Genomic DNA, 24,839 nt, shown 5'->3' on the forward strand with positions numbered 1-24,839 from the left:
CGGCATCCGGCCGCTGCGATCCGGACAATTCCGGGCTGACTTCGCGGCCGTGCTTGCTACAACGAGGCCATGCGCCCGCAATTGATTCGCCTGTGCCCTGGATTTTTCGCGCTCGCGCTCGTCGCCGGCGCGCCGTCCGTATTTGCCGGCGAGGCCGGCGCGCTGCCGCCTTCCGTCGCCAATGCGATGGCGCAGGCATCGCCGCAGGCGATCATGGAATATCGCCGCAAGCTGCAGGAATATCAGGAGGCGCGCGCCGCCTTCGAGCAGGACGCCAGCGCCTATTGGAACGCGGTCGCCGAGAAGAGGCGCGGCCGCAACGCCAAGCGGCGCGACCGCGTGCAGATCTCGCTGGACGATTACGTGCTGCAGCAGCCGCCGGTCTATGAGGGTCCGAAGCGGCCGGTCAATCCGGCCCCGGAAGAGGAGGAAGGCAAGCCGCCGCGTCCGCCCAAGACGCTTCCGGTGGCCTCCGATCTGGTTAGGGCGGCGGCCGAGCAATTCCAGTTCACGCCGCAGCGGCCGGCCAGCGAGGTCGAGTTCAAGCGCGCCTATGCGCGTTACGCGCGCGCCGCGGGGCTGACGCCGGAGCAGGCGGTGCGGGTCTATTCGTTCGAGACCGGCGGCACCGGCACTTACGACGTACAGGCGGGCATCGAGCACGGCGGCAAGCGCGCCATCTCCACCGCGATGGGCTACAACCAGCTGCTCACCACCAACACCGTCGAGCTATTGGCCGAGCAGGGCCATGAATTCGTGCGGGATCTGACCGAGCGGGTTGCGAGAACGCAGGGGCCCGCGCGCAAGGCGATGGAGCACAAACTCGCGGTGCTGAAGAAGATGGTCGCGTTCACGCGCACCGTGCCCGACGACTGGTCGGCGCATGCGCGCCTCGCCGATACGCCGCAGGGCTGGGCGTGCCATGCCATGGTGCTCGACATCGATGTCGGCCCGATGCTGCAGACCCACAAGCTGCTGACCTCGGTGATCTTCGCCCGCAACAAGGGCTACAGCCGGCCGCTGACGGCGGCCGAGCTCGAGATGATGAACCTGACCGGCGACGGCACCGGGCTCGACATGGTGACCATGCCGCAGGCGATGCGCGAGCAGGTGCCGACCGCGAATTTCTTCCAGCGCTCCGGCTACGAGCGCAACCCGGTCGCCATCCGCCACAACACGGTGGCCAGGCTGCTTGCCGTCACCAACGAGCGGATGGACTTCAACAGCAACAAGCCGGGCGCGAAGGAATTGGCCACGGCGTTCTGATACCTGCCGAAAGCCGCTAGTGTCCTGAATCAAAAGTTCGGCGGACTCCAAATCGACTCGATGATAGCGGACTCTCCTGATTTGGGGAGGATTGGCGATGGGTCGGCGCTTTGCTCCGCTGGAGCTTGATGAGGTGGAACGTGCTGAGTTGACATCGTTGGCGTCGCGTCGAAGCACTGCTCAGGCGTTGGCGCTGCGGGCTCGGATCGTCCTGGCCTGTGCTGAGGGCGAGCAGAGCAAGGTCGTGGCGGCCCGTTTGGCTGTCGATCCCGACACGGTCGGCAAATGGCGGCGGCGGTTCTCCGAGCATCGGCTTGAAGGTCTTTGGGACGAGCCGCGATCGGGGACGCCACGCACGATTGAGGATGCCCGGATCGAGGCGGTGATCGTTCGCACCCTTGAGACCCAGCCTCCCGGGGCCACCCACTGGAGTTCGCGCAGCATGGCGCGGGCCAGCGGGCTGTCAGTCTCAACAGTACAGCGTATATGGCGCGCTTTCGGCTTGCAGCCGCATCGGTTGGAGACCTTCAAGCTCTCAACCGACCCCGACTTTGTCGCCAAGGTTCGCGACATCGTCGGCCTTTACGTAGCTCCGCCCGAGCGCGCCATCGTACTGTGTGTCGATGAGAAGTCGCAAATCCAGGCGCTGGATCGCAGCCAGCCCATGCTGCCCATGCGACCTGGCCAGCCGGCGCGCCGTAGTCACGACTACAAACGCCATGGCGTCACCTCGCTGTTTGCCGCCCTCGACGTCGCAACCGGCCGGGTCATTGGCAAATGCTATGGACGCCATCGTGCCAAAGAGTTCCGCAAGTTTCTCGATGAGATCGAAGCTGCGGTTCCAGACGATCTGGACGTCCACCTCGTCATGGACAATTACGCAACCCACAAGACGCCGTTGATCCGCAACTGGCTGGCAAAGAGGCCGCGCTGGCACGTCCACCTGACGCCAACCAGTTCATCCTGGCTCAATCAGGTCGAACGCTTCTTTGCACTCATCACCGAGCGTAAGATTAGGCGCGGCATCTATCGCAGTGTGGCGGCGCTACGGGCCGAGATTGCCTCCTTCATCGACCATCACAACGCTGACCCAATGCCGTTCCGATGGACCAAATCAGCTGACGACATTCTCGGCTCAATCGAACGCTTCTGCGCTTACAATCTGCCCGCCAAGGCATAAAATGCCATGAACTTTTGGTTCAGGACACTAGGGCATTTTCGGTTCTGATTGAATCAGAACCGAAGCTCTAGATTCTTGTTTTGACGCGTTTTCTTGACGCGAACCGGCGTCCACTTCGCTCGAAAACGCTCTAATTCGAGCCGAACTTGAACTTGCCGTCGCCCTCGAGATAGGGCCCGGAGCGCATGTAGAGCTGGCCGTTCTGGCCGATGAAGAACAGCGTCCCCTTCGGCACCTTCTTGGCGCCCTTCAGCAGCGTGCCGGCGTTGTTGGTGCCCATCTTGTAGGACCAGGTCTTGCCGTCCTTGTCATAGGCGTAGCCCATGTCGGGCTTCAGCTCCCAGGGCGCAGCCTCCTGCGCGAATGCGCAGGTCGTCAGCGCGGCAAACGCCGCAGTCGCGATAAAAGTCTTGGTCAAAAAATGCGTCATGATCCACCTCCGGCCGAGAAAACGGCGTCGTCCCCACGTTTTTGAACAAATCACGAACGATGTTCACGCGTCAATACGACAATCGGCGCGACCGCTCGCGGATCGGCGACTTTGTGAATTCCCGCATCAAGCTTGGCGACTATTTTCGCGTTACCGTTTACAAACGCTTGGATTGCCAGAAACACGACCTTGGGATGATCAGGATGAACCACGTCATGAAGATCGGAATCGGTGTCGCTCTGTCGTTCATGACGCTGGCGTCAGTCGCGCAGGCGGACGAGTTCAGGCTCTCCAACAACCAGCGGATCTCCTGCAGCCGCGGCCTGTCCGCCGGCAAGCTCAACACCGCGACCTGCAAGTCCTACGCCTATCTGTTCAACGCCAAGACCTCGGAATACTTCCGCTGTCAGGTCTCGCTGGCGCTGACGCGGGACAACAAGGAGGTCATCAACGTGCAGGCCGACGGCGGCTGCACCAAGAAGCCGCGCATTTTCGAGACCGACGGCAATTACACCTTCGACGCCACCGAGACCGAGCCGCCGAACACCAACTCGTTCTTCGGTCCCGGCGGCTATGCGATCTGGGCGAACGACGTCAACACCCAGAAGATCCGCGGCTGCATCACCATTTCGTCCGGCCTCGGCTCCGACATCTCGAAATGCCTCGACATGACGTTCCAGTGACGTCGGCGCGGGCCGCGTGATGCGCAAGCTGCGCCCGGCCCCGCTGTGCCGCTCCTGGCTGTTTCTCGAAGGCGCCAACGAGGACGTGCTGCAGCACGCGGCCGCCAGCGGCGCCGACGTGCTGATCCACGAGCTCGAGGATTTTACCCCGCCGCCGCTGCGCCCGAAGGCGCGGGCCTTGGCGGCCGAGCTCTACGCCGCCTGGCGCGACCAGGGCGTGATGGTCGCGGTCCGCGTCAATCCGCTGGACCAGGACGGCATGGACGATCTCGCCGCCGTGATGCGCGGACGTCCGGATATCGTCGCGCTGCCGAAGGTCGCCGAGCCGCACCATGTCGTCAGGCTTGACGAGGCGGTGACGCGGTTCGAGCGCGACTGCGGTATCGCCGAGGGATCGACATCGCTGCTGCCGAATATCGAGTTCGCGCGCGGTCTGGTGCAGACCGGTGCGATCGCCATGGCGAGCCGGCGCGTCATCGGTTGCCTGATGGCCTCCGAAGACCTCGCCGCCGATCTTGGTGCCGAGCGCGGCAGCGATGGCCTGGAGCTGGCTTACGCGCGGCAGCGCTTCATCGTCGAATGTCGTGCCGCTGATGTCGTCGCGGTCGATTGTCCCTACACTTGGAGCGACGCTGAAGGCGTCGAACGCGACACGATCTGGGCGCGCCGGCTGGGTTACACCGCAAAGAGCCTGGTCGATCCCGCGCATGCCCCGATCGTCAACGGCGTCCTGACGCCGGGCGAGGAGGAGTTGCGCCAGGCGGGCAGGATCGCCGCGGCGTTCGAAGCGGCGCGGACAAAGGGCTTTGGGCGCGTCGAACTTGACGGCTCGCTGCTCGAGGTGCCGACCTATTCCAATGCAAAACGCCTGATCGCGCGCGGCGAAGCGCTGCGCGCGATCGATCGCGACACATGAGCCTGACCAGAGGCGATGCCTCAGGAGGCTGGCTCTTTCTCAGAGAAATGCATGCGTGAGCGGGCGAACTTCTTGACGCCCATCGGCTTGCCGAACAGGTAGCCCTGGACCTGATCGAAATCCATTTCGTGCGCGGCGAGAAAGTCCGCACGCGTCTCGACCCCCTGGGCCACGACCTGCGCGTCGTTGTCGTGGGCCAGCTCCACGACACGCCGGCACACCGTCTGCTTCAGGCGCTGATCCGCGCAGCCGGTGACGAATTGATGGTCGACCTTGAGCTGGACGAACGGAAAGTTCGGCAGGCCCAGCAAAGACGGCCAGTTCGCGCCGACATTGTCGATCGAGATGCCGATATTGTGCAGTCGAACGCGCCGGGCGACATCGATCGCCAGATCCAGATTATCGACCACGTCGGTGCTGTCGATCTCGATCAACAGGCCCGCGAAGGCCGCATGATCCGGCATCCGGTAACAGAGCTCGCGCACGGCACGATCGTCGGCGAGGAATGAGATCGGCAGGTTGATCGAGAGATTGACCGGTCCGGTCTGCTCGAGGAGATAGCGCCAGTCCTCGATCGCGCGCTCGATCACGAATTCGGACAGCGCATGAAAATGCGGATCGCTTTCGTCCGGGATGAAGTAGGCCGGCGGCACGACGCCCCAGGCCGGATGGCGCATCCGGATCAGCGCCTCGGCGCCGCTCGGCACCAGCGTCCGGAGATGAATTTTCTGCTGGTACCACAGCTCTAGCCAGCCGGCCTTCAGCGCTTCGGGCACGTCCACCGCCGGGCTCGGCGCGGGTTCAAGCGGCATCAACGACGCAAGACTGTCGCGAAGGGTCCCGGCGCTGAACGGCGTCGACAGCGCCGGCAGCATGGCGATGCCGTACTCATCGCCGATTTGCCGGACCGCCTTGACGATGATCGAGTCCGGCTGCCCGATGACGAGGACCTTGCCGCCATAGTCCTTTCTCACCAAAGTCTCGAGAATTTTACTGACTTCGATGCCGTCCACGGACACACCGAGCACCAGGAGATCGGGCCGTTCCGCGTCCAGAACGGTGTCGAGTTCCAAAGCCTGGCTGCATTCACTGGTGATGAAGCCGAGGTCTTCCAGCGCCTCGGCGAGGAAGGTCCGAAGGTGTTTTTTGCTGTCCGCAATGCATGCGCGTGGGGTCAGCTTGCGATGTCCGAACCAGCCGGCTCGCGTGCGTTCGATGTGACTGATGTGATTCATGCCCCGCCTTGTCCGTAGTTACCCCGGCTTGACTCGTACATCCTAGAGCGGCGGCAATCATGGAAATTTCTGGATCATACATTGATTGCCCCGCTAACCTTAAAGGATTCAATTCGATTCAAATGGCGCTGGAATCGCGGCGTCTCACCGCTGCTACACCTGCAACAAATGCGTCATCTGACATTCATGAGCGCGATCGCGTCCGACTTTGCACATCGGCAGAAACACTGTGCGCGTGTGTCATCGAGAGACGGCGTTAATGACTGTGTTGTCGCGTCGACGCAGACGCGGAATTGCGTCATTGTCGGACATCAGATCGCATCATGCAGAGTGCTCCGCAGAGCGCCGATGACGAATCAGATCATCCGTTTTGTGATGCCAATGCAGATGTGCGTGACGTCGTCGCTGCTGTTCGCAACGTCTCCCGCATCAACGCGCAGTAGCCGATCAGCGCGGCACAAGCGATAGCTGCAAGGAACAGGAATGCAGCGCTGCAACCTGCATGGACGACAATGAATCCGGCTACAGCGGTGCTCAAGCCGACATCCGGGGCCGCAAGCCGATCTTCGCTGCTTCGTTGCGGCCGGTCCGCGCCGCGAACGCTTTGGGTCCGACAATGCCGAGAGTCACCGCGGCGATCGCCGGCGCGAATACCGAGCCGTTAGCGGCCGCCAGCGCCCGGGTCGCGGCAACCAGCTCGAAGCGGTCGCCCGGTCGCGCGGGGAGTTCCCGCGCAGGTAAAGTGGTGTTGCTATCGGGGATTTCCGCCGCGCATGCGTCATTTGGATGGGTTGACCCGGCGGGGGTGTCCGGCCAATTTCCGGCCGGCTTAAGGGGAGAATAATACTCATGAATTCCAAGTTGATGGCTGCTGCGATCGTGGCAGCCAGCGTTTTGTCCGCGCCTGTCGCACAGGCCGAGCAGTTCATTAACGTGCTCACCGGCGGCACCTCCGGCGTCTACTATCCGCTCGGCGTCGCGACGGGGAAGATCTACGGCGACAAGATCCCCGGCGTGAAAACCCAGGTGCAGGCGACCAAGGCCTCGGTCGAGAACCTGGTGCTGCTGCAGCAGGGCCGCGGCGAGATCGCCTTCACGCTCGGCGATTCGCTCAAAGCCGCCTGGGAAGGCGACGCCGAAGCCGGCTTCAAGAACAAGCTCGACAAGCTGCGCACCATCGGCGCGATCTATCCGAACTACATCCAGATCGTCGCGACCGCCGAGAGCGGCATCAAGACACTCGCCGATCTCAAGGGCAAGAGCCTGTCGGTCGGTGCGCCGAAGTCCGGCACCGAGCTCAACTCGCGCGCGATCCTCGCGGCCGCCGGCATGAGCTACAAGGATCTCGGCAAGGTCGAGTACCTGCCGTTCGCCGAATCGGTGGATCTGATGAAGAACCGCCAGCTCAACGCCACGCTGCAGTCCGCCGGCCTCGGCGTCGCCTCGCTGAAGGACCTCTCGACCTCGAGCGAGATCACCGTGGTCGCCGTGCCGAAGGAGACCGTCGACAAGATCGGCCCGCCCTTCGTCTCCGTGATCATCCCGGCCAACACCTATACGGGCCAGGACAAGGACGTGCCGACCGCCGCGGTCGTGAACTACCTCGTGACCTCGAGCGCGGTGTCGGACGATCTCGCCTATCAGATGACCAAGCTGGTCTACGAATCGCTGCCGGAACTCGCCAACGCCCACGCCGCGGGCAAGGAGATCAAGCTCGAGGCCGCCGCGACCGGCAGCCCGGTGCCGCTGCATCCCGGCGCGATCCGCTATTACAAGGAGAAGGGCCTGATCAAGTAAGGCCGGTTACGCTTCGAGGGTGTCATGGCCGGGCTTGACCCGGCCATCCATCTTTCTAAAGAGCTCATTTTTCGATGGATGCGCGGGTCAAGCCCGCGCATGACGTGCGGGGGACGCGGCCCAAGCGCCACGCAGGTACTATGGACGTCGCGGACACGGCGGGGGACTGATCATATGCAGCAGCAGGTTGAGGGCGAGCAGCCCATCAAGGTTGAATTCGACAATTTCGAGCATGGCTTTCCGGAAGGCTTCGGCCCGGGTGCCTGGGGGCATCTGGCCTATGCCATCGGTCTCGCCTTTGCGGTGTTCCAGCTCTATGTCGCAGCTTTCAACTACCTGCCGAGCCAGGTGGTGCGCGGCGTCCATGTCGGCTTCCTGATCCTCCTGACCTTCGGCCTGATCGGTAATTTCACCGCCAAGACCGATTTGGGCCGCGCGGTGAGCTGGATCGTCGGCGCCGCCGGCTTCCTCTGCGGGCTCTACCAGTGGATCTTCTATGCCGACCTGATCGCCCGCGACGGCGATCCGACCAACATGGACCTCGCGGTCGGCACGCTGCTCGCGGTCCTGATCTTCGAGGGCACGCGGCGGCTGATGGGGGCGGCGCTGCCGCTGATGTGCGGCGCCTGTCTGCTCTACTGGTTCTTCGGCCAATATCTGCCGTCGCCGTTCAATCACCGCGGCTATGACTTCGACCAGATCGTCACCCATCTCTCGTTCGGCACCGAGGGCTTCTACGGCGTGCCGATCTACGTCTCGGCAACCTACATCTTCCTGTTCATCCTGTTCGGCTCGTTCCTGGAACGCGCCGGCATGATCCAGCTGTTCACCGACGTCTCGCTCGGCCTGTTCGGCCGCACCCGCGGCGGCCCCGCCAAGGTCGCGGTGTTCGCTTCGGGCATGATGGGCACGATCTCGGGTTCGGGCGTCGCCAACGTCGTTACCGTCGGCCAGTTCACGATCCCCTTGATGATCAAGTTCGGCTATCGCCGCGCCTTCGCCGCCGGCGTCGAGGCCACCGCTTCGATGGGCGGCCAGATCATGCCGCCCGTCATGGGAGCGGTCGCCTTCATCATGGCCGAGACGCTCGGCGTGCCCTATTCGGAGATCGTCAAGGCCGCGGTGATCCCGGCGATCCTCTATTTCGCCTCGGCGTTCTGGATGGTGCATCTGGAGGCCGGCAAGCACGGCCTCGTCGGCATGAAGCGCTCGGAGATCCCGAGCGCCTGGAAGGCGCTGGTGGCGCGCTGGTATCTGGTGCTGCCGCTCGCGGCGCTGGTCTACATGCTGTTCGAGGGCTTCACGCCGCTCTATGCCGGCAGCATGGGCCTTGCGCTCACGGTCGCGCTGATCCTCGGCGCCAGCATCACGCTCGGCTTCTCCAACACCATCGTGCGCTACATCTTCTGGATCGGCCTCGCGCTGGTGGTTGCCGCGGTGTCGCGCCACGGCATCGAGATCGTTCCGGTCGCCAGCGTCGTCGCCGGTCTCATCGTGATCGCGGCGATCACCCGCGGCGGCCGCGCCACCCTAAAAGCCTGCCGCGACTCGCTCGCCGACAGCGCCAAATCGGCGCTGACGGTCGGCATGGCCTGCGCCATCGTCGGCACCATCATCGGCATGATGACGCAGACCGGCGTCGGCACCATCTTCGGCAGCTGGATCATCGGGCTCGGCGCCAAGAGCCTGTTCCTGGCGCTGATCATGACCATGCTGCTGTCGATCCTGCTCGGCACCGGCATCCCGACGATCCCGACCTACATCATCACCGCGGCGCTGGCCGCGCCTGCGCTCGCCAAGCTCGGCGTGCCGCTGATCGCAAGCCACATGTTTGCGTTCTACTACGGCATCATGGCCGACCTCTCGCCGCCGGTTGCGCTCGCGGCCCTGGCGGCGGCGCCGATCGCCAAGGAGAACCCGGACAAGATCGGCTGGGAGGCGATGCGGATCGCGCTTGCCGGCTACGTCATTCCGTTCATCTTCGTCTATTCGCCGGCGCTGATGCTGCAGACCGGGGATCCGATGCAGGCGCAACTCGGCTTCTACGGCGCGGTGGCGCTGGCGACCTTCAAGGCGCTGGTGGCGATCGGATTGTTCGGCATCGTCGCGATCGGCTTCCTGTTCACGCGGCTGACTTTCATCGAGATCCTGGTCGCGTTCGGCGCCGCGCTCTGCCTGCTCGGCGATTTCCCGTTCTCGGATACAGCGGGCTTCACGCTCGCTGCTGCTGTCGTGCTATGGCAATGGCGGCAGCGTCCGCGCAATGCGGTGGCGGCGGCTTGAGCCTCTGCCTCGCTTCCGCGGGAGTCGTGAAGGCGCTGTCGATTGCGGCGTTCACGCTCGCCTGGACGCATTCGATCGAGAAGAGCGCGTGGCAGGAGGACTGGCTGGTCACGCCGGCCGGGCTGACGCTGCAACAGGCGCGCGTCAAGGGCACCGGCGCCGGCATGGAGCCGCCGCCGGAGGCGCGCCTTGTCGATGGCTGGTTTCAATGGTCGCCCCCGCCGATGCCAAGGGCGGAGGTCGTGCTCGGCAATTCCGGCGCCGCGGGTGAATGGCACCTGTGCCAGGAGGGACGCTGCCAGACCTTATCGGAGATTATCGGGCATCCGATCGGTGCTAATGTCACGACGATGAGTGTTTGCGAGAATCCGTAGTAAGTATCCGTAGCCCGCATGAGCGGAGCGATATGCGGGGGATAGCGCTCCCGGATATCGCTTCGCTCATCCGGGCTACAGTCACGACAAGAACAACAAGGGAGAACAGGCGATGGATCGGCTCAAGGGCAAGGTTGCGATGGTGGTCGGCGCGGGTTCGATCGGGCCCGGCTGGGGCAATGGCAAGGCGACCGCCGTCACCTTTGCGCGCGAGGGCGCCAGCGTCTTCTGCGTCGATCGCAACGGCGCCGCGGCGGAGGAGACCGTCGGCATCATCACCGGCGAGGGCGGCAAGGCTGCCGCATTCACCGCCGATGTCTCGCGCGCCGGCGAGGTCGAGGCGATGGTCGCGGCCTGCCTGAAGGCCTACGGCCGCATCGACGTGCTCGACAACAATGTCGGCATCGCCGAGGTCGGCAGCGTGGTGGAAGTTGCGGAAGCCGAGTGGGACCGCGTCTTCGCGGTCAACCTCAAGAGCGCCTATCTGTCGATGAAGCACGTCATTCCCGTCATGATCAAGCAGGGCGGCGGCTCGATCATCAACATCTCCTCGATCGCCTCGATCCGCCATGTCGGCATTTCCTATGTCAGCTACAACGCGAGCAAGGCCGCGATGAACCAGATGACGCGCTCGACCGCGGTCGAGTTCGCCTCGAAGCATGTGCGCGTCAACGCGATCCTGCCCGGACTGATGAAGACACCGATGGTCGCGCATTCGGCCGGGCTGGCGCAGAGCTACGCCAAGGGCGATGTCGAGGCGATGTGGCGCGCCCGCGACGCGCAGGTGCCGATGGGGCATATGGGCGACGCCTGGGACGTCGCCAATGCCGCGCTGTTCCTGGCGTCGGACGAATCGAAGTATGTCACCGGCATCGAGCTCGTGGTCGACGGCGGCATCACCTCCAAGTCAGGGGCGTGAAGTCGGGCGCCTGAGCAGCGAACTTCGCTTTACCTCGCCCCGCGTGCGGGGAGAGGTCGGAATGCATCGCTAGATGCATTCCGGGTGAGGGGATTCTCCGCAAATGCAGCTATCGCCGGTTACGCGGAGACAGCCCCTCACCCCAACCCTCTCCCCGTAAAGAACGGGGAGAGGGAGCGCAGTGCTGTCGCGGCGGCTATTCATCCTAACCTCATGGCGCTTTAGGCCTCCACGCTGAGCTCGGCGCGGTCGAGCTCTTCCTCGACCAGATGGAATGCGTCGTCGCCGATCGCCTCGATGCGGCGCAGATTGAGCAATGCCTGACGCGCCGCGGCGATGGCGCGGCGGCGCAGCGGATCCGACGGCAGCTCGCGCGAGGTCAGGCCGCCGTCGGGATCATTCTCGGCGCGCAGCAGCACGGCGCGATATTCGAGCCGCAGGATCTCGGCCTCCTCCGACGGGTCGGCGTCGATTTCGTCGAGCGCGGCGCGAAACACCACGCCGCGGGCATGGGCCGCCTCGCGTCCGACCGGATCGTCGTCAGCGAAATTCAACGCCAGGATCAATGGCCGCAGCGTCAACCCCTGGATCACGAGCGAACCGAGCACCACGGCAAACGCCGTCAGCAGGATCAGATCGCGATACGGAAACCATTCAGGCAGCGCAAACGCCGCCGCCAGCGTGACGATGCCGCGCATGCCGCACCAGGACACGATGAAGCCGCGCTTCAAGGTCGGCACGGCGTCCACCACGTGGGCGGGCAGCAGGTTGCGCGTCTTCAGTGTGCGCAGCAGCGCGCCGTAGGGCATTACCCAGAGGATGCGGGCGAGGATCACGACGGCGAGGATCGCGGCGGCAAAGCTGCAATACTTCCACCGCACCTCGTCGTCGAGCCCGGACCAGATCGGGCGCAACTGCAGGCCGATCAGCATGAAGGCGAGCACGTTGAGCACGAACACGACGGTTTCCCACACCGCGTAGGACGACACGCGCAGCCGCGCCGATGTGCGGGCCGGCGCGGTGCGCGAGATGGTGATCGCATAGGCGATGATGGTGAGGATGCCGGACAGCCCGAGATGCTCGGCAATGATCCACACCATGAAAGTGCCGCCGAACTGCGTGATGATCGCGCTCGGTGCCTCGGTGATGCGACGCGTGATCATCATCCAGACTTGCGCGAACAGGAAGCCGGCGGCGAGGCTGCCGACCAGCGCAATCGTGATGGACGGCACGAACTCGCGGATCTTCATGTGCTCGGCGGCGACGAGGCCGACCGCGACGCGATAGATGAGCAGCGCGCTGGCATCGTTGAGCAGGCTTTCTCCTTCGAGGATCTTCTGGATCCGGTAGGGCAGGTTGACCTGGCGCAGGATCGCGGTGGCTGCGGCCGCGTCCGGCGGTGCCACGATGGCGCCGAGTGCGATCGCAACCGCCCATGGCATGTCCGGGCGCAGCCAATGCGCGACCACCGCGACCGCCGCTGTGGTGACGCCGACCGCGACCACCACCAGCGTCGAGACCGGCAGCCAGTTGTTGCGGAGATCGCGCAGCGAAGTGTCGAACGCGGCGTCGAGCAGCACCGGCGCGACGAACAGCGCCAGCGCCAGTTTCGGTTCCAGCGCCCAGGTCGGGGCCCACGGCAGCAGCGTCAGCAGCACGCCGCCGAGCGCCAGGAAGGTCGGGTAGGGCACCTTGATCCGCCGCGCCAGCGCCGATAGCGCCACCGCCGCGAGCAACAGCCCGATGATCCATTCGAATGTGAGCAAGCCGAACCCCCGATGCAGCCGATCGTCGCAATTGACGTATAATCCAGCGTGTGGTTTTGCGGCAAATGGCGCGCCGCCGGGCATCGGAGGCCGGCGGTTCGGGCGCGGAAGAGGGACGATTTGTCGGCGATCAGGATGCGACGCAAACCTGCAAATCTGGCCGCGATGCTGGTCTGTGTCGGCCTGTCGGGCGCGCTGATGACGGGCGTTGCGCGCGCCACCGGCAGCGAACCGGGCGAGGATGTGCAGGCCAACGCCGGCCCCTGCATCGCGGCGGCAGCGGCCGCCGATGACGACAAGATCATCGATGTCTGCGGCGCGCTGATCGACAATGAGAAGGCGACGAGGCCCGATCGCGTCAAGGCGCTGATGGCGCGGGCGGGCGCCTATGACCGCAAGCAGATGATCGATCGCGCGATCGCAGACTATGACACCGCGCTCAAGCTCGATCCATCGCTTGCCGATGCGCATAATGCGCGCGGCGAGCTGTGGCGCCGCAAGGGCGACCGGCCGAAGGCGATCCTGGATTTTGGTGCTGCCGTCAAGCTCGACCCCAATCACGCCGCCGCCAGGGCCAACTACAAATCGCTGTCGCTGGAGCTGGAGCGGATCGGCGCCATGATGGCGGTCGCCGGCAAGCCGAGCTTCGATTGCCGCAAGGCGCGCCGGCCGGTGGAGAAGGCAATCTGCGCCAATCCCACGCTTGCCGATCTCGATCGCGAGATCGTCGCATCCACCTTCCGCACGGTGCGCGAGACGCAGAATCCGCGCCAGGCGCGCGAGCTGCAGCGCGCGCAGGATCAGTTCATCGCCCGCCGCAATGCCGACTTCGGCAAGCCGGGCTACGATCTGGAAAAGGCGATGCGCGAGCGGCTGCAGCGGATCAACGGCGTCGACGGCTACTAGTGCTCCGTTCCGATCGAAGCGGAATGAGCTCTAGATTCTTGTTTTGACGCGTTTTCTTCACGCGAACCGGGACCCACTTCGCTCGAAAACGCTTTGCTCCGACCCGGCCGAAGGTCGCGGTCATTTCGGCTTGAAACGGCGCCACTTCCCGTGACAATGGTCGGCAAATGACGCGCGACCGCGCGAGGGAGAAACGCGATGAATATCCAGCAGAGCCGGTATCATGAGGTGTATGCCCGCTCGCTCCGGGACCCCGAGGGCTTTTGGGCGGAAGCGGCGCGCGAGATCGACTGGATCGAGCCGGCCAAGAAGATCTTCGATCCCTCCATGGGCGCCTACGGGCGCTGGTTCGCCGGCGCCGTGGTCAACACCTGCTACAACGCGCTGGATCGCCATGTCGCCGGCGGCCGCGCCAGCCAGGTCGCGCTGATCCACGATTCGCCGCTCACCAACACGATCACCAAGTTCACCTATTCCGAATTGTTGGAGGAGGTGCAGACGCTGGCTGCGGTGATGCAGGATTTCGGCGTGGCGAAGGGCGATCGCGTCATCCTCTATATGCCGATGGTGCCGGAGGCTGTCGTCGCGATGCTCGCCTGCGCGCGGATCGGCGCGGTGCACAGCGTGGTGTTCGGCGGCTTCGCGGCCAAGGAACTCGCGACCCGTATAGATGATGCCAAGCCGAAGCTGATCTTCTCGGCGAGCTGCGGCATCGAGCCCGGGCGCATCGTGCAATACAAGCCGCTGCTCGACGAGGCGATCCGCCTCGCCGGCAGCAAGCCCGAGACCTGCATCATCCTGCAGCGGCCGCAGCAGGCTTGCGAGCTCACCGCGGGCCGCGATCATGACTGGGCGACGCTGCGCCGCGCCGCATTCGACGCCGGCAAGGCCGCGCCGTGCGTGCCGGTAGCCGCCACCGATCCGCTCTACATCCTCTACACGTCGGGCACGACCGGAATCCCGAAGGGCGTGGTGCGCGACAATGGTGGTCATCTCGTCGCGCTGAAATGGTCGATGCACAATCTCTACGGCGTCAAGCCCGGCGAGATCTGGTGGTGCGGCTCCGACATCGGCTGGGTGGTCGGCCATTCCTACATCGTCTATGGCCCGCTGATTCACGGCGCGACCACCATCATGTATGAGGGCAAGCCGGTCGGCACGCCGGATGCCGGCGCGTTCTGGCGCGTGATAAGCGAGCACAAGGCGGTCGCCTTCTTCACCGCGCCGACCGCGTTCCGCGCGATCAAGAAGGAGGACCCCGAGGGCAAGTTCATCCGGAATTACGATCTCTCGAGCTTCCGCACCCTGTTCCTCGCCGGCGAGCGCGCCGATCCGCCGACGGTGGAGTGGGCCGAGCAGCAGCTCAAGGTGCCGGTCATCGACCATTGGTGGCAGACCGAGACCGGCTGGTGCATCGCCGGCAATCCGGTCGGGCTCGGCCAGCTGCCGGTCAAGCACGGCTCGCCCACGGTGCCGATGCCGGGCTATCAGGTCGACATCGTCGACGAGGCGGCGAAGCCGGTCGGGGCCGGCACGATGGGCTCGATCGTCATCAAGCTGCCGATGCCGCCGGGCTGCCTGCCGACGCTGTGGCAGCAGGACGATCGCTTCAGCGACGCCTATCTCTCGGAATTCCCCGGCTACTACAAGACCTCGGATGCCGGCTACAAGGATGAGGACGGCTATGTCTGGGTGATGGGCCGCACCGACGACATCATCAATGTCGCCGGCCACCGGCTCTCCACCGGCGGCATGGAGGAGATTCTTGCCTCGCATCCCGATGTCGCCGAATGCGCCGTGCTCGGCGTCAAGGACGCGATCAAGGGCGAGGTGCCCTGCGGCTTCCTGGTGCTGAAGGCCGGCGTGACCAAGCAGCCCGCCGAGGTCGAGAAGGACGTCGTGGCGCTGGTGCGTGACAAGCTCGGGCCGGTCGCCGCGTTCAAGCTCGCGATCACGGTGGCGCGGCTGCCGAAGACCCGCTCCGGCAAGATCCTGCGCGGCACCATCAAGAAGATCGCCGACGGCGAGCCCTGGACCATGCCGGCGACGATCGAGGACCCGAAGGTGCTCGACGAAATCGGCGAGGCGCTGAAGGGGAAGGCGTAGCTCTTGTTGCCTCGCCCCGCTTGCGGGGAGAGGCCGGGTCGCATGGCAATGCGATCCGGATGAGGGGGGCTCCGCGCGCTCGCTGCTTCATTCTGCGGAGGCGGCCCCTCACCCCAACCCTCTCCCCGCAAGAGCGGGGCGAGGGAGTGCTGGCACCTCCCGCGCCTGAGGTCGGCACCTGTGGAACAAGACTTCCGCATTCGGAAGCAAAACGGCCTTGATTTTGATGGATTGCCGGGTCATCCCGGCCTCCCTGTCATATGCCACGAGATACGGACCCACGGATGCGATCCATTTCCGCACGCGCGCCACTCGCCTTGCTGCTCGCCCTGCCGCTGCTTGCGGGCTGTCTCGAGCGCGGCCGATCGCCGATCGCGGAGAGCATGGGCGACGACGACCAGTACTGCCAGGCCGGCGGCAAGGTGGCGGTCGGCTCGCCTGATTACGTCGCCTGCCGCAAGAACCGCGACGTGCAGCGCCAGAACGCCGAAGCCCGCACCGATCGGCGGCAGCGCGATCTCGGCGAATACATGATGAACAATCCCGACCGGCATTGAGCCGCGCCGACGGTCGCGGTCACGCCCATCGCATGCGCATCCAAGCAAAAACGCGGCAGGTTGCCCTGCCGCGTTTCGTATTCTGCGCTTCGAGTTGCGCGATCCGCGCTTACTCTTCCTCGTCGGCGGGCTTCTTGCCGCCGATCGTCTTCAGCTTGGCGAACACGGCATCGACGTTGAGATCGTCGTGGCGCTCGATCGGCTGGTCGTCCAGCTCGTCCTTGCGCGTGGTCTCGGAGGCCGGCAGCAGCGTGGCGCCGCCGTAGACCGTGGTGGTCGGCTTCTCCTTGGCGGCGCGCTGCACCTCGAAATCGAGCTCGATCTGCGAGCACAGGCCGAGCGTCACCGGGTCCATCGGGGTCAGGGTCGAGGCGTTCCAGTGGGTGCGGTCGCGCACGCTGGCGATCGTGGTCTTGGTGGTGCCGACCAGACGCATGATCTGGGCGTCCTTCAGCTCGGGATGGTTGCGCACCAGCCAGAGGATCGCGCTCGGACGCTCATGGCGGCGCGACACCGGGGTGTAGCGCGGGCCCTTCTTCTTGGCGGCGGAGGGCAGCACCACCTTGCTCTCCTGGAGCCTGAGGCGGTAGTTCTGGTCGCGCTCGCCGCGCTCGATCTCCTCGCGGGTCAGCTGGCCGTTGGAAATCGGGTCCATGCCCTTGATGCCTTGGGCGGCGTCGCCGTCGGCGATGGCGCGGACCTCGAGGGGGTGCATTTTGGTAAAATCGGCCACCTGATCGAAGGTCAGGGCGGTATTGTCGACCAACCACACGGCAGTCGCCTTCGGCATCAGCGGTGCGTTGCTCATGGCAAATCTCCTTTGTGCTTCGCCCACCTCTGTCGAGGCGAAGCTGGTAGTCATCGGCGATGACGGGAATTATAGGGCCTATATAAGCCCTCCGGGGGGAATGGCGCAATGGGCCAGCAAAATCGCCTTGACAGCGCCCGAAAGCAGTCCCAAGTCCTTACTCAAATTGGCCGTTCCCCGCCCGCCGGCGAGGGGTGATTCGGTCCCGAGATTGCCCCGAGACAGCCCGATGTCAGCCAAAAAACCCGACCTTAGAATCGTGCTTTGTTCCCCCCGCGGCTTTTGTGCCGGGGTGGTCCGTGCCATCGACACGGTCGAACGTGCCCTCACCATTTATGGTGCGCCGGTCTATGTCCGGCACGAAATCGTCCATAACAAGTATGTGGTCGACAGCCTGAAGACCAAAGGTGCCATTTTCGTCGAGGAATTGGCCGAAATCCCCGACGATACCAACGCGCCGGTGGTGTTTTCGGCCCACGGCGTTCCGAAATCGGTTCCTGCCGAGGCCAAATCCCGCAATTTCTTCTCGCTGGACGCGACCTGCCCGCTGGTGACCAAGGTCCACCGCGAGGCGGCGATCCATTTCAAGCGCGGCCGCGAGATCCTGCTGATCGGGCATTCCCACCACCCCGAGGTGGTCGGCACGCTGGGGCAGCTGCCGGCTGGCGCCGTGACCCTGATCGAGACCGCCGAGGACGCCAAGACCTTCGTTCCGAAGGACCCCAACAACCTCGCCTTCGTGACCCAGACCACGCTGTCGATCGACGACACCGCGGAGATCGTGACGCTGCTCAAGCAGCGCTTCCCGAACGTCAACGGTCCGCACAAGGAAGACATCTGCTACGCGACCACCAACCGTCAGCTCGCGGTGAAGAAGGTGGCGCCGGTGGTCGACGCCCTGATCGTGGTCGGCGCGCCGAACTCGTCGAACTCGCAGCGCCTGCGCGAGGTCGCCGAGCGCGAGGGCTGTCCGATCGCCGTGCTTGCCCAGCGCGCCAGCGACATCGACTGGGGCAGGTTCGAAGGCATCACGAGCCTCGGCATCACCGCGGGCGCATCGGCGCCGGAGGTGATCGTCGAGGAGATCATGGGCGCCTTCGCCGAGCGCTACGAACTGCACGTGGAGACGGTCTCGGCCGCGGAGGAGAACGAGTTCTTCCCGCTGCCGCGTTCGCTGCGGCCTGACGCTGCCGCGGCGGAATAGACCATATGGCGGTCTACACCGACGTTGCCGCCGAAGACCTCGCGGAATTCCTCAAAAGCTACGACATCGGCGAACTGCTCTCCTACAAGGGCATCGCCGAGGGCGTCGAGAATTCGAACTTCCTGCTGCACACCAGCCAGGGCGCCTACATCCTCACGCTCTATGAGAAGCGCGTGGCGGAGGACGACCTGCCGTATTTCCTGTCGCTGATGGGCCATCTCGCCGAGCGCGGCGTGTCGTGCCCGCAGCCGGCGCGCAACCGCAAGGGCGAGGTCACTAGCCGGCTCGCCGGCCGGCCCGCCGCGATCATCAACTTCCTCGAGGGCGTGTGGCCGCGGCGGCCGAACGTGGCGCATTGCTCCGGCGTCGGCGAGGCGCTGGCCAAAATGCACGTTGCCGGCCGCGATTTTCCGCTGGTCCGCAACAATCCGCTGTCGGTCGCCGGCTGGCGGCCGCTGTTCGATCTCGCCGCCGCACGGGCCGACAGCGTGCAGCCGGGCCTGCACGATTTCATCGCGCGCGAGCTCGATCATCTCGAAGCCGCCTGGCCGACCGATCTGCCGGTCGGTGTCATCCATGCCGACCTGTTTCCCGACAACGTGTTTTTTCTGGGCGACAGGCTCTCAGGCCTGATCGACTTCCCGTTCGCCTGCAACGACATCCTGGCCTACGACGTCGCGATCTGCCTCAACGCCTGGTGCTTCGAGCCGGATCATTCCTTCAACGTCACCAAGGCGCGCGCATTGCTCAACGCCTATGGTCGCGAGCGCCCGCTGTCGGCGGCGGAAGAGGCCGCGCTGCCGTTGCTCGCGCGCGGTGCCGCGATGCGCTTCCTGCTGACGCGCCTGGTCGATTTCCTCAACGTGCCCGAAGGCGCGCTGGTGCAGCCGAAGGACCCGCTGGAATATGTCCGCAAGCTGCGCTTCCAGCAGAGCGTCGCTGCTATCAACGACTATGGCGTCACGCCGGCCGGGTGCGCGGCGTGAGCGACAAGCCGCATGTGACTGTTTTTACCGATGGTGCCTGCTCCGGAAATCCGGGGCCGGGCGGCTGGGGCGCGATCCTCAGATTTGGCGACGTCGAGAAGGAATTGAAGGGCGGCGAGGCGCACACCACCAACAACCGCATGGAGCTGATGGCGGCGATCTCGGCGCTGGAAGCGCTGAAGAAGCCCTGTGTGGTCGATCTCACCACCGACAGCCAGTATGTCCGCCAGGGCATCACCGGCTGGATCCATGGCTGGAAGCGCAACGGCTGGCGCACCGCCGACAAGAAGCCGGTCAAGAATGTCGAGCTGTGGCAGCGTCTCGATGCCGCGCTGAAGCCGCATGAGGTGCGCTGGCACTGGATCAAGGGCCACGCCGGCCACACCGAGAACGAACGCGCCGACGAGCTGGCGCGTGAGGGCGTGGCGATGGCGAAGTTGAAGAATTAGGGCCGCAGCGAGCCGGGTGCGTAGGATGGGTAGAGCGCAGCGAAACCCATCATCTCAATGCACGGCACGAAGGCGATGGGTTTCGCTGCGCTCTACCCATCCTACGATTCCCTAAATTTCGGCGATCTTGCCCTCTCCCCTTGTGGGAGAGGGTGGACGCGATGCGCAGCATCGCGGACGGGTGAGGGGTCTGTCTCCGCGGATAGAGACCCCTCATCCGGCGCGGATTGCATCCGCGCCACCTTCTCCCACAAGGGGAGAAGGGAAGAAGCGTCGGCTTACAGCTGACCGAGCAGCGTGTCGCCGCCGGAGACCTCGACCTTGCCCGGGGCGGGCTCGAGGTTGAGCTTCTTCACCACGCCGTCCTCGACCAGCATCGAGTAGCGCTTGGAGCGGATGCCGAGGCCGTTGCCGGAGGCGTCGAGCTCCATGCCGATCGCCTTGGCGAAGTCGGCATTGCCGTCGGCGAGGAAAACGGCTTCGTCGCGCTGGTCGGTGTCGCGCTTCCAGGCGTTCATCACGAAGGCGTCGTTGACCGAGACGATCGCGATGGTGTCGACGCCCTTGTTCTTCATGGCATAGGCGTTGAGGAAGATGCTCGGCAGATGCATCTTGTGGCAGGTGCCGGTGTAGGCGCCGGGCACGGCGAACAGGGCGACCTTCTTGCCCTTGAAAATGTCGTCGGTGGTTTTGACCTGCGGCCCCTCGGCGGTCATCACGCGAAACTTGGCTTCCGGCAGCTTGTCGCCAACATTGATCGTCATCGTTGTTCTCCCTCGGTGAAGCGGAACTGTCTTAAACCCGGCTACAGCACGGCACAATACGGGCTCGCCGAAGAACGGCAATGCCGGACGTCAAAGCGTTTTCGAGCGAAGTGGATACCGGTTCGCGTGAAGAAAACGCGTCAAAACAAGAATCTAGCGCCCCGTTCCGATGCAATCGGAACGGAAAAGGCTCTGGTCACCGTTCCGTCATCAGCCGGAAAACCCGCCGGCGTCGAGAAAGGCCTGCTCCTCGGCCGTGGTCTGCCGGCCCAGCATGCGATTGCGGTGCGGGAAGCGGCCGAACCGGCGGATGATGTCGGCGTGGTCCTCGGCGTATTTCACGTTGTCGGGATGGCAGTCATATCGCCGGAACAGCGTCACGCAGCGCTGCTGGTCGTCGAGGTCCTCCGAATGCTCGAACGGCAGATAGAGGAATTCGCGCAGCACGGGGGCGGTCCGCGCATCGACGCCGCGGTCGATGGCGCGCCTTGCCACTTCACGCGCCAGCGCATCGCTTGAAAAGGTCCTGGCGTCGCCTCGAAACAGGTTTCGCGGAAACTGGTCGAGCACGATGGTCAGCGCCAGCGCGCCCTCATCGCTCGCCTCCCATGACGACAATTCGCCGGCAGCCGCCTTCTGCCAGGTGGCTAGGAAGCGGCTGCGGATCTCGGCATCGAAGGCGTCGTCGTGCTTGTACCAGCGGTCGCGGCCGGCATTCCGCCAGAAGCCAAGCACGTCAGCCGGCGTCGCGAGGCTTGCGTCAGACATCGAACGTCAGTCCACTCAGGCCTTAGGCCGCGGCCTTCTTCTCGTCGCGCAACTCGCGGCGCAGGATCTTGCCGACATTGGTCTTCGGCAGGTCGGTCCTGAACTCGATCTGCTTCGGCACCTTGTAGGCGGTGAGCTGGGTGGCGCTGAACTTGATGATGTCCTCGGCGGTGACGTTCGGGTCCTTCTTGACCACGAAGGCCTTCACCGCTTCGCCGGACTTCGCATCGGGCACCCCGATCACGGCGCATTCGAGCACGCCCGGGTGGCTTGCGATCACTTCCTCGATCTCGTTCGGATAGACGTTGAAGCCGGAGACCAGGATCATGTCCTTCTTGCGATCGACGATCTTGGTGTAGCCCTTCTCGTCCATCACGCCGATGTCGCCGGTGCGGAAATAACCGTCCGCGGTCATCACGCGCGCAGTCTCGTCGGGCCTGTTCCAGTAGCCCGCCATCACCTGCGGGCCCTTGGCGCAGATTTCGCCGGCCTCGCCGATCGGCAATTCATTGCCGTCATCGTCGCGGATCGAGAGCCATGTCGAGGGGACGGGAAGGCCGATCGTCCCGGAGAACTCCTCGATCGTTGCAGGATTGCACGTCAGGGTCGGCGACGTCTCCGACAGGCCATAGCCTTCCGACAACGAGATGCCCGTGACCTTCAACCATTTCTCGGCGACCGGCCTTTGCGTCGCCATGCCGCCGCCGTTGGCGATCTTCAGCTTGGAGAAGTCGAGCTTGTCGAATCCGGGCGTGTTCAGCAGGCCATTGTAGAGGGTGTTGACCGCCGGGAAGAAGCTGACCTGGTACTTCGACAGCTCCTTGACGAAGCCCGCCATGTCGCGCGGATTCGGAATCAGCAGATTGGTGCCGCCGGCCCGCATGCCCAGCAGATAGCAGGCAGTGAGCGCGAAGACGTGATAGAGCGGCAGCGCGCAGACGATGACCATCTGTTCGACGATCGGCGGCTTCGCCAGCGCCGGCTGCAGCCAGGCGTCGTTCTGCAGCACGTTGGCCAGGATGTTGCGGTGGAGCAGGGTCGCGCCCTTGGAGACGCCGGTGGTGCCGCCGGTATATTGCAGGAAGGCGACGTCATCGAGCGTCAGCGTCGGTTTGTTGAGCTTGGCGGCGCGGCCGGCCGACAGCGCCTCGTTGAAGCCGACGGCGCCGGGAATCGACCAGGCCGGCACCATCTTCTTCACCCGGCGCACCACCAGATTGACGATCACGCCCTTGAGGCCGAGCAGGTCGCCCATGCTCCCGACGATCACGTGCTTGACCGCGGTGTTGGGAAGCACCTTCTGCACGGTGGTGGCAAAGTTCTCCAGCACGATGATCGCCTCGGCGCCGGAATCCTTGAGCTGGTGCTCGAGCTCGCGCGGGGTGTAGAGCGGATTGACGTTGACCACGGCAAAGCCGGCGCGCAGCACGGCGGCGGTCGCGATCGGATATTGCAGCACGTTCGGCATCATCAGCGCGACCCGTGCGCCCTTCTGCAGGCCCTTGCTCTGCAGGTAGGCACCGAGCGCCGTCGACATCCCGTCGAGCTCGCGATAGGTGATCGCCTTGTCCATGCAGATGAACGCCTTGCGATCGGCGAATTTCTTGAAGCTCTCTTCCAGCAATTCGACCAGCGACGAATATTGCGTGACGTCGATATCCGCGGGCACGCCGGCCGGATAATGCTTGAGCCAGATGCGCTCCATGATGGTCAATCCCCTCTCTCAAATTTGGCTGATGTCCCGGATTGCTTCCGGGTTTTCCGACCTTTGGCCGCGTTATTTCAGGCAGTATTGAGCGATGCCGCGGCCAATGGCAAGCCGCTGCGCGTTATCGACGCATTGGAGGAAATGACGGTCGGAAATGACGGGCGGGCGCTGTGCTAGCCGGCCGGTTTGGCGTCGCCTTTCGGCTTGTCTGCAGCCTTGGGTTTGTCGGCCGCAGTCTTCGGCTTGGCGGCCGGCTTTGCCGCCGCCGGCTTGCCGGCAGGCTTTGCGGCGGCGGGCTTGTCCGCCGCGGCCGTCTTCGCAGCTGCGGCATCCGGCTTGGCGTTGGCGTGACGCGCGGGCTTGGCCGCCGCCGGCTTGCTGTCCGACTTGGAGGCACCCTTGGTGTCGGCCTTCGCGTCATCGGCCGCATCGGGCTTCTTGCCCGCGACGCGGCTGTGCTTGCCCTTGGCGCGCTTGACCGGCTGCATCTTCTCGGTGTCGGCCTCGACCGCGGCGATCAACGCAGCACCGGTCTTGGTCGGCCCCGTATAAACCACGACCGGCTCGGAGGCCGCGGCCGGCTGCGCCAGCATGTCGGCCGGCTTGGTCGGCATCGCAGCCTGCAGGCCCGAGGCGAAGAAGCTGACGCCGCCGTCGCCATTGGTGCTGGAGCTTCCGGCGCTGGCGACGGTGTCTTCTGCGTCCTCGTCGCTGGCGGGCCGCTTGTGCTTGGGACCGCACATCTCCTCGCGCAGGTTCGGCGGCGTGGAATCGATCGGCACCAGATTGTCGACGGTGCCGAGCGAGGGCCGCAGCCACGCCATCCCATTGTTGGCAAAGCCGCGGTCCAGGAGCTGCGCGGCGCGGATCGCGCGCATGCGGCCCGAGGAGGCGCCGAGCACCACGGCGATCAGCCGCTTGCCGTCACGCGTCGCCGACGCCACGAGATTATAGCCGGAGGCGCAGATGAAGCCGGTCTTGAAGCCGTCGGCGCCGGGATAGCGGCCGATCAGCTTGTTGAAGTTCTGGGTGATGCGGCGGCCGAAGCGGATCGACGGGATGTGGACGAAATACTCGTATTCCGGCAGGTCGCGGATGATGGCGCGGGCGAGGATCGCCATGTCGCGCGCCGAGGTGATCTGGCCGTCGGCGGGCAGGCCGTTCGGATTGACGTAGCTCGTTTGCGTCATGCCGAGCCTTTGCGCGGTCTGGTTCATCATCCCGGCAAAGCCGTCGATCGAACCGCCGATGCCCTCGGCCAGCACCACGGCCATGTCGTTGGCCGACTTCACCAGCATCATCTTCAGCGCGTTGTCGACGGTGACCTGGGTGCCGGGCCGGAAGCCCATCTTCGAGGGCGACTGCGACGACGCGGTCGGCGACACCGTGAGCAGCGTGTCGAGCGAGACGCGGCCGTCCTTGACCGCCTTCAGCGTCACATAGGCCGTCATCATCTTGCTGAGCGAAGCCGGGTACCACGGCATCGTCGCATTGTCGGCCTGCAGCACCTTTCCGGAATCGGCCTCGACAACCAGCAGTGCCTCGGCTTGCGCCATTTGCGGCGCGGCGACGGCGAGCATCGCGACGGCCAGAATCCATTTCAATGACGGGCGAGGAAGGTGCACGAATCCGGTTCCGGTCCTTTGAGACCCGCCTTGAAAAAAGGAGGTCTTGCGATTGTGACGTACGGGTTTCAAGCGTGTCCGGCGCCGCATTGCGGCGATGCAAACCCTA

Annotated in this window: 22 protein-coding genes and 1 pseudogene; 14 read left to right on the forward strand and 9 right to left on the reverse strand. The window is 64.7% G+C overall.

Annotation, left to right across the window (positions count from 1 at the left end; translation table 11 throughout):
• The first annotated feature begins 69 nt into the window (after window positions 1-69).
• Together ACVW1B_RS39815 and ACVW1B_RS39820 are read left to right on the forward strand one after the other, a co-directional pair.
• Complete coding sequence (locus ACVW1B_RS39815) at window positions 70-1,266, forward strand: hypothetical protein (protein ID WP_438077367.1); 1,197 nt, start codon at window positions 70-72, stop codon at window positions 1,264-1,266.
• Window positions 1,267-1,363: 97 nt separating this feature from the next.
• Entirely contained in the window at window positions 1,364-2,446 is a 1,083-nt protein-coding gene (locus tag ACVW1B_RS39820) for an IS630 family transposase (RefSeq protein ID WP_253604297.1), read from the forward strand.
• 130 nt (window positions 2,447-2,576) lie between these two features.
• Here ACVW1B_RS39820 and ACVW1B_RS39825 read toward each other — a convergent pair whose 3' ends face one another.
• Window positions 2,577-2,876 carry a hypothetical protein gene (locus ACVW1B_RS39825; RefSeq protein WP_016845604.1) on the reverse strand — a complete coding sequence of 100 codons (300 nt, stop codon included), beginning with the start codon at window positions 2,874-2,876 and terminating at the stop codon, window positions 2,577-2,579.
• Window positions 2,877-3,079: 203 nt separating this feature from the next.
• On the opposite strand from ACVW1B_RS39825, the gene ACVW1B_RS39830 reads away from it, so the two are divergent.
• Both ACVW1B_RS39830 and ACVW1B_RS39835 read left to right on the forward strand, forming a co-directional pair.
• The gene (locus ACVW1B_RS39830; RefSeq protein WP_028334752.1) at window positions 3,080-3,559 is read left to right on the forward strand and encodes a hypothetical protein; all 480 of its coding nucleotides are present in this window, start codon (window positions 3,080-3,082) and stop codon (window positions 3,557-3,559) included.
• Window positions 3,560-3,578: 19 nt separating this feature from the next.
• Window positions 3,579-4,475 (forward strand): HpcH/HpaI aldolase/citrate lyase family protein, encoded by an 897-nt coding sequence (locus ACVW1B_RS39835; RefSeq protein WP_456777823.1) that lies wholly within the window; start codon window positions 3,579-3,581, stop codon window positions 4,473-4,475.
• Between the two features lie 20 nt (window positions 4,476-4,495).
• Here the strand turns inward: ACVW1B_RS39835 and ACVW1B_RS39840 are convergent, their stop codons facing one another.
• A complete protein-coding gene (locus tag ACVW1B_RS39840) occupies window positions 4,496-5,710 on the reverse strand; it encodes an EAL domain-containing response regulator (RefSeq protein WP_456777822.1) in 1,215 nt (404 codons plus the stop codon).
• Window positions 5,711-6,280: 570 nt separating this feature from the next.
• Window positions 6,281-6,418: pseudogene (locus ACVW1B_RS39845) on the reverse strand (MFS transporter); the annotation flags it as partial.
• A 141-nt stretch (window positions 6,419-6,559) separates the two neighbouring features.
• On the opposite strand from ACVW1B_RS39845, the gene ACVW1B_RS39850 reads away from it, so the two are divergent.
• From ACVW1B_RS39850 to ACVW1B_RS39865, 4 genes are all read left to right on the forward strand, one after another.
• On the forward strand, window positions 6,560-7,507 hold the full coding sequence (locus tag ACVW1B_RS39850) for a TAXI family TRAP transporter solute-binding subunit (protein ID WP_456822897.1): 948 nt from the start codon (window positions 6,560-6,562) through the stop codon (window positions 7,505-7,507).
• Window positions 7,508-7,681: 174 nt separating this feature from the next.
• Window positions 7,682-9,790 carry a TRAP transporter permease gene (locus ACVW1B_RS39855; RefSeq protein ID WP_456777821.1) on the forward strand — a complete coding sequence of 703 codons (2,109 nt, stop codon included), beginning with the start codon at window positions 7,682-7,684 and terminating at the stop codon, window positions 9,788-9,790.
• Complete coding sequence (locus ACVW1B_RS39860) at window positions 9,751-10,164, forward strand: DUF1850 domain-containing protein (protein ID WP_456777820.1); 414 nt, start codon at window positions 9,751-9,753, stop codon at window positions 10,162-10,164. The genes ACVW1B_RS39855 and ACVW1B_RS39860 overlap by 40 nt, the downstream gene beginning before the upstream one ends.
• Window positions 10,165-10,276: 112 nt before the next feature.
• Complete coding sequence (locus ACVW1B_RS39865; protein ID WP_253604628.1) at window positions 10,277-11,083, forward strand: SDR family NAD(P)-dependent oxidoreductase; 807 nt, start codon at window positions 10,277-10,279, stop codon at window positions 11,081-11,083.
• 221 nt (window positions 11,084-11,304) lie between these two features.
• Here ACVW1B_RS39865 and ACVW1B_RS39870 read toward each other — a convergent pair whose 3' ends face one another.
• Window positions 11,305-12,849: a cation:proton antiporter gene (locus tag ACVW1B_RS39870; protein ID WP_310882938.1), complete on the reverse strand. Its 1,545-nt coding sequence runs from the start codon at window positions 12,847-12,849 to the stop codon at window positions 11,305-11,307.
• Between the two features lie 135 nt (window positions 12,850-12,984).
• Here ACVW1B_RS39870 and ACVW1B_RS39875 point away from each other — a divergent pair, with 135 nt between their 5' ends.
• The 3 genes from ACVW1B_RS39875 to ACVW1B_RS39885 all read left to right on the forward strand — a co-directional run bounded on the left by ACVW1B_RS39875 (window position 12,985) and on the right by ACVW1B_RS39885 (window position 16,418).
• Window positions 12,985-13,755 carry a tetratricopeptide repeat protein gene (locus tag ACVW1B_RS39875; RefSeq protein ID WP_082653725.1) on the forward strand — a complete coding sequence of 257 codons (771 nt, stop codon included), beginning with the start codon at window positions 12,985-12,987 and terminating at the stop codon, window positions 13,753-13,755.
• Between the two features lie 198 nt (window positions 13,756-13,953).
• A complete protein-coding gene (locus tag ACVW1B_RS39880) occupies window positions 13,954-15,861 on the forward strand; it encodes a propionyl-CoA synthetase (protein WP_456777819.1) in 1,908 nt (635 codons plus the stop codon).
• Window positions 15,862-16,145: 284 nt separating this feature from the next.
• Window positions 16,146-16,418: a hypothetical protein gene (locus ACVW1B_RS39885; protein WP_075969207.1), complete on the forward strand. Its 273-nt coding sequence runs from the start codon at window positions 16,146-16,148 to the stop codon at window positions 16,416-16,418.
• A 109-nt stretch (window positions 16,419-16,527) separates the two neighbouring features.
• On the opposite strand, the gene ACVW1B_RS39890 is transcribed toward ACVW1B_RS39885, so the two are convergent.
• Window positions 16,528-17,226, reverse strand: coding sequence for a DUF1013 domain-containing protein (locus ACVW1B_RS39890; protein ID WP_076825203.1), 699 nt, complete (start codon window positions 17,224-17,226; stop codon window positions 16,528-16,530).
• A 229-nt stretch (window positions 17,227-17,455) separates the two neighbouring features.
• On the opposite strand from ACVW1B_RS39890, the gene ispH reads away from it, so the two are divergent.
• From ispH to rnhA, 3 genes are read left to right on the forward strand one after another with little or no spacing between them, the layout of a single operon-like run.
• Window positions 17,456-18,430 (forward strand): 4-hydroxy-3-methylbut-2-enyl diphosphate reductase, encoded by a 975-nt coding sequence (ispH, locus tag ACVW1B_RS39895; RefSeq protein ID WP_456777818.1) that lies wholly within the window; start codon window positions 17,456-17,458, stop codon window positions 18,428-18,430.
• Between the two features lie 5 nt (window positions 18,431-18,435).
• A complete protein-coding gene (locus ACVW1B_RS39900; RefSeq protein ID WP_225645181.1) occupies window positions 18,436-19,416 on the forward strand; it encodes a homoserine kinase in 981 nt (326 codons plus the stop codon).
• A complete protein-coding gene (rnhA, locus tag ACVW1B_RS39905) occupies window positions 19,413-19,865 on the forward strand; it encodes a ribonuclease HI (RefSeq protein ID WP_456777817.1) in 453 nt (150 codons plus the stop codon). The genes ACVW1B_RS39900 and rnhA overlap by 4 nt, the downstream gene beginning before the upstream one ends.
• Window positions 19,866-20,143: 278 nt before the next feature.
• Here the strand turns inward: rnhA and ACVW1B_RS39910 are convergent, their stop codons facing one another.
• The 4 genes from ACVW1B_RS39910 to ACVW1B_RS39925 form a co-directional block, all read right to left on the reverse strand.
• Window positions 20,144-20,629, reverse strand: coding sequence for a peroxiredoxin (locus ACVW1B_RS39910; protein WP_018269652.1), 486 nt, complete (start codon window positions 20,627-20,629; stop codon window positions 20,144-20,146).
• Between the two features lie 210 nt (window positions 20,630-20,839).
• Window positions 20,840-21,397, reverse strand: a complete 558-nt coding sequence (locus ACVW1B_RS39915) for a DUF924 family protein (RefSeq protein WP_310882942.1) — start codon at window positions 21,395-21,397, stop codon at window positions 20,840-20,842.
• A 22-nt stretch (window positions 21,398-21,419) separates the two neighbouring features.
• A complete protein-coding gene (locus tag ACVW1B_RS39920) occupies window positions 21,420-23,102 on the reverse strand; it encodes a long-chain fatty acid--CoA ligase (RefSeq protein WP_253604610.1) in 1,683 nt (560 codons plus the stop codon).
• A gap of 176 nt (window positions 23,103-23,278) precedes the next feature.
• Complete coding sequence (locus ACVW1B_RS39925; protein WP_456822898.1) at window positions 23,279-24,730, reverse strand: D-alanyl-D-alanine carboxypeptidase family protein; 1,452 nt, start codon at window positions 24,728-24,730, stop codon at window positions 23,279-23,281.
• Between the last annotated feature and the right edge of the window lie 109 nt (window positions 24,731-24,839).

It is taken from the genome of Bradyrhizobium sp. USDA 4502, from assembly GCF_054063355.1.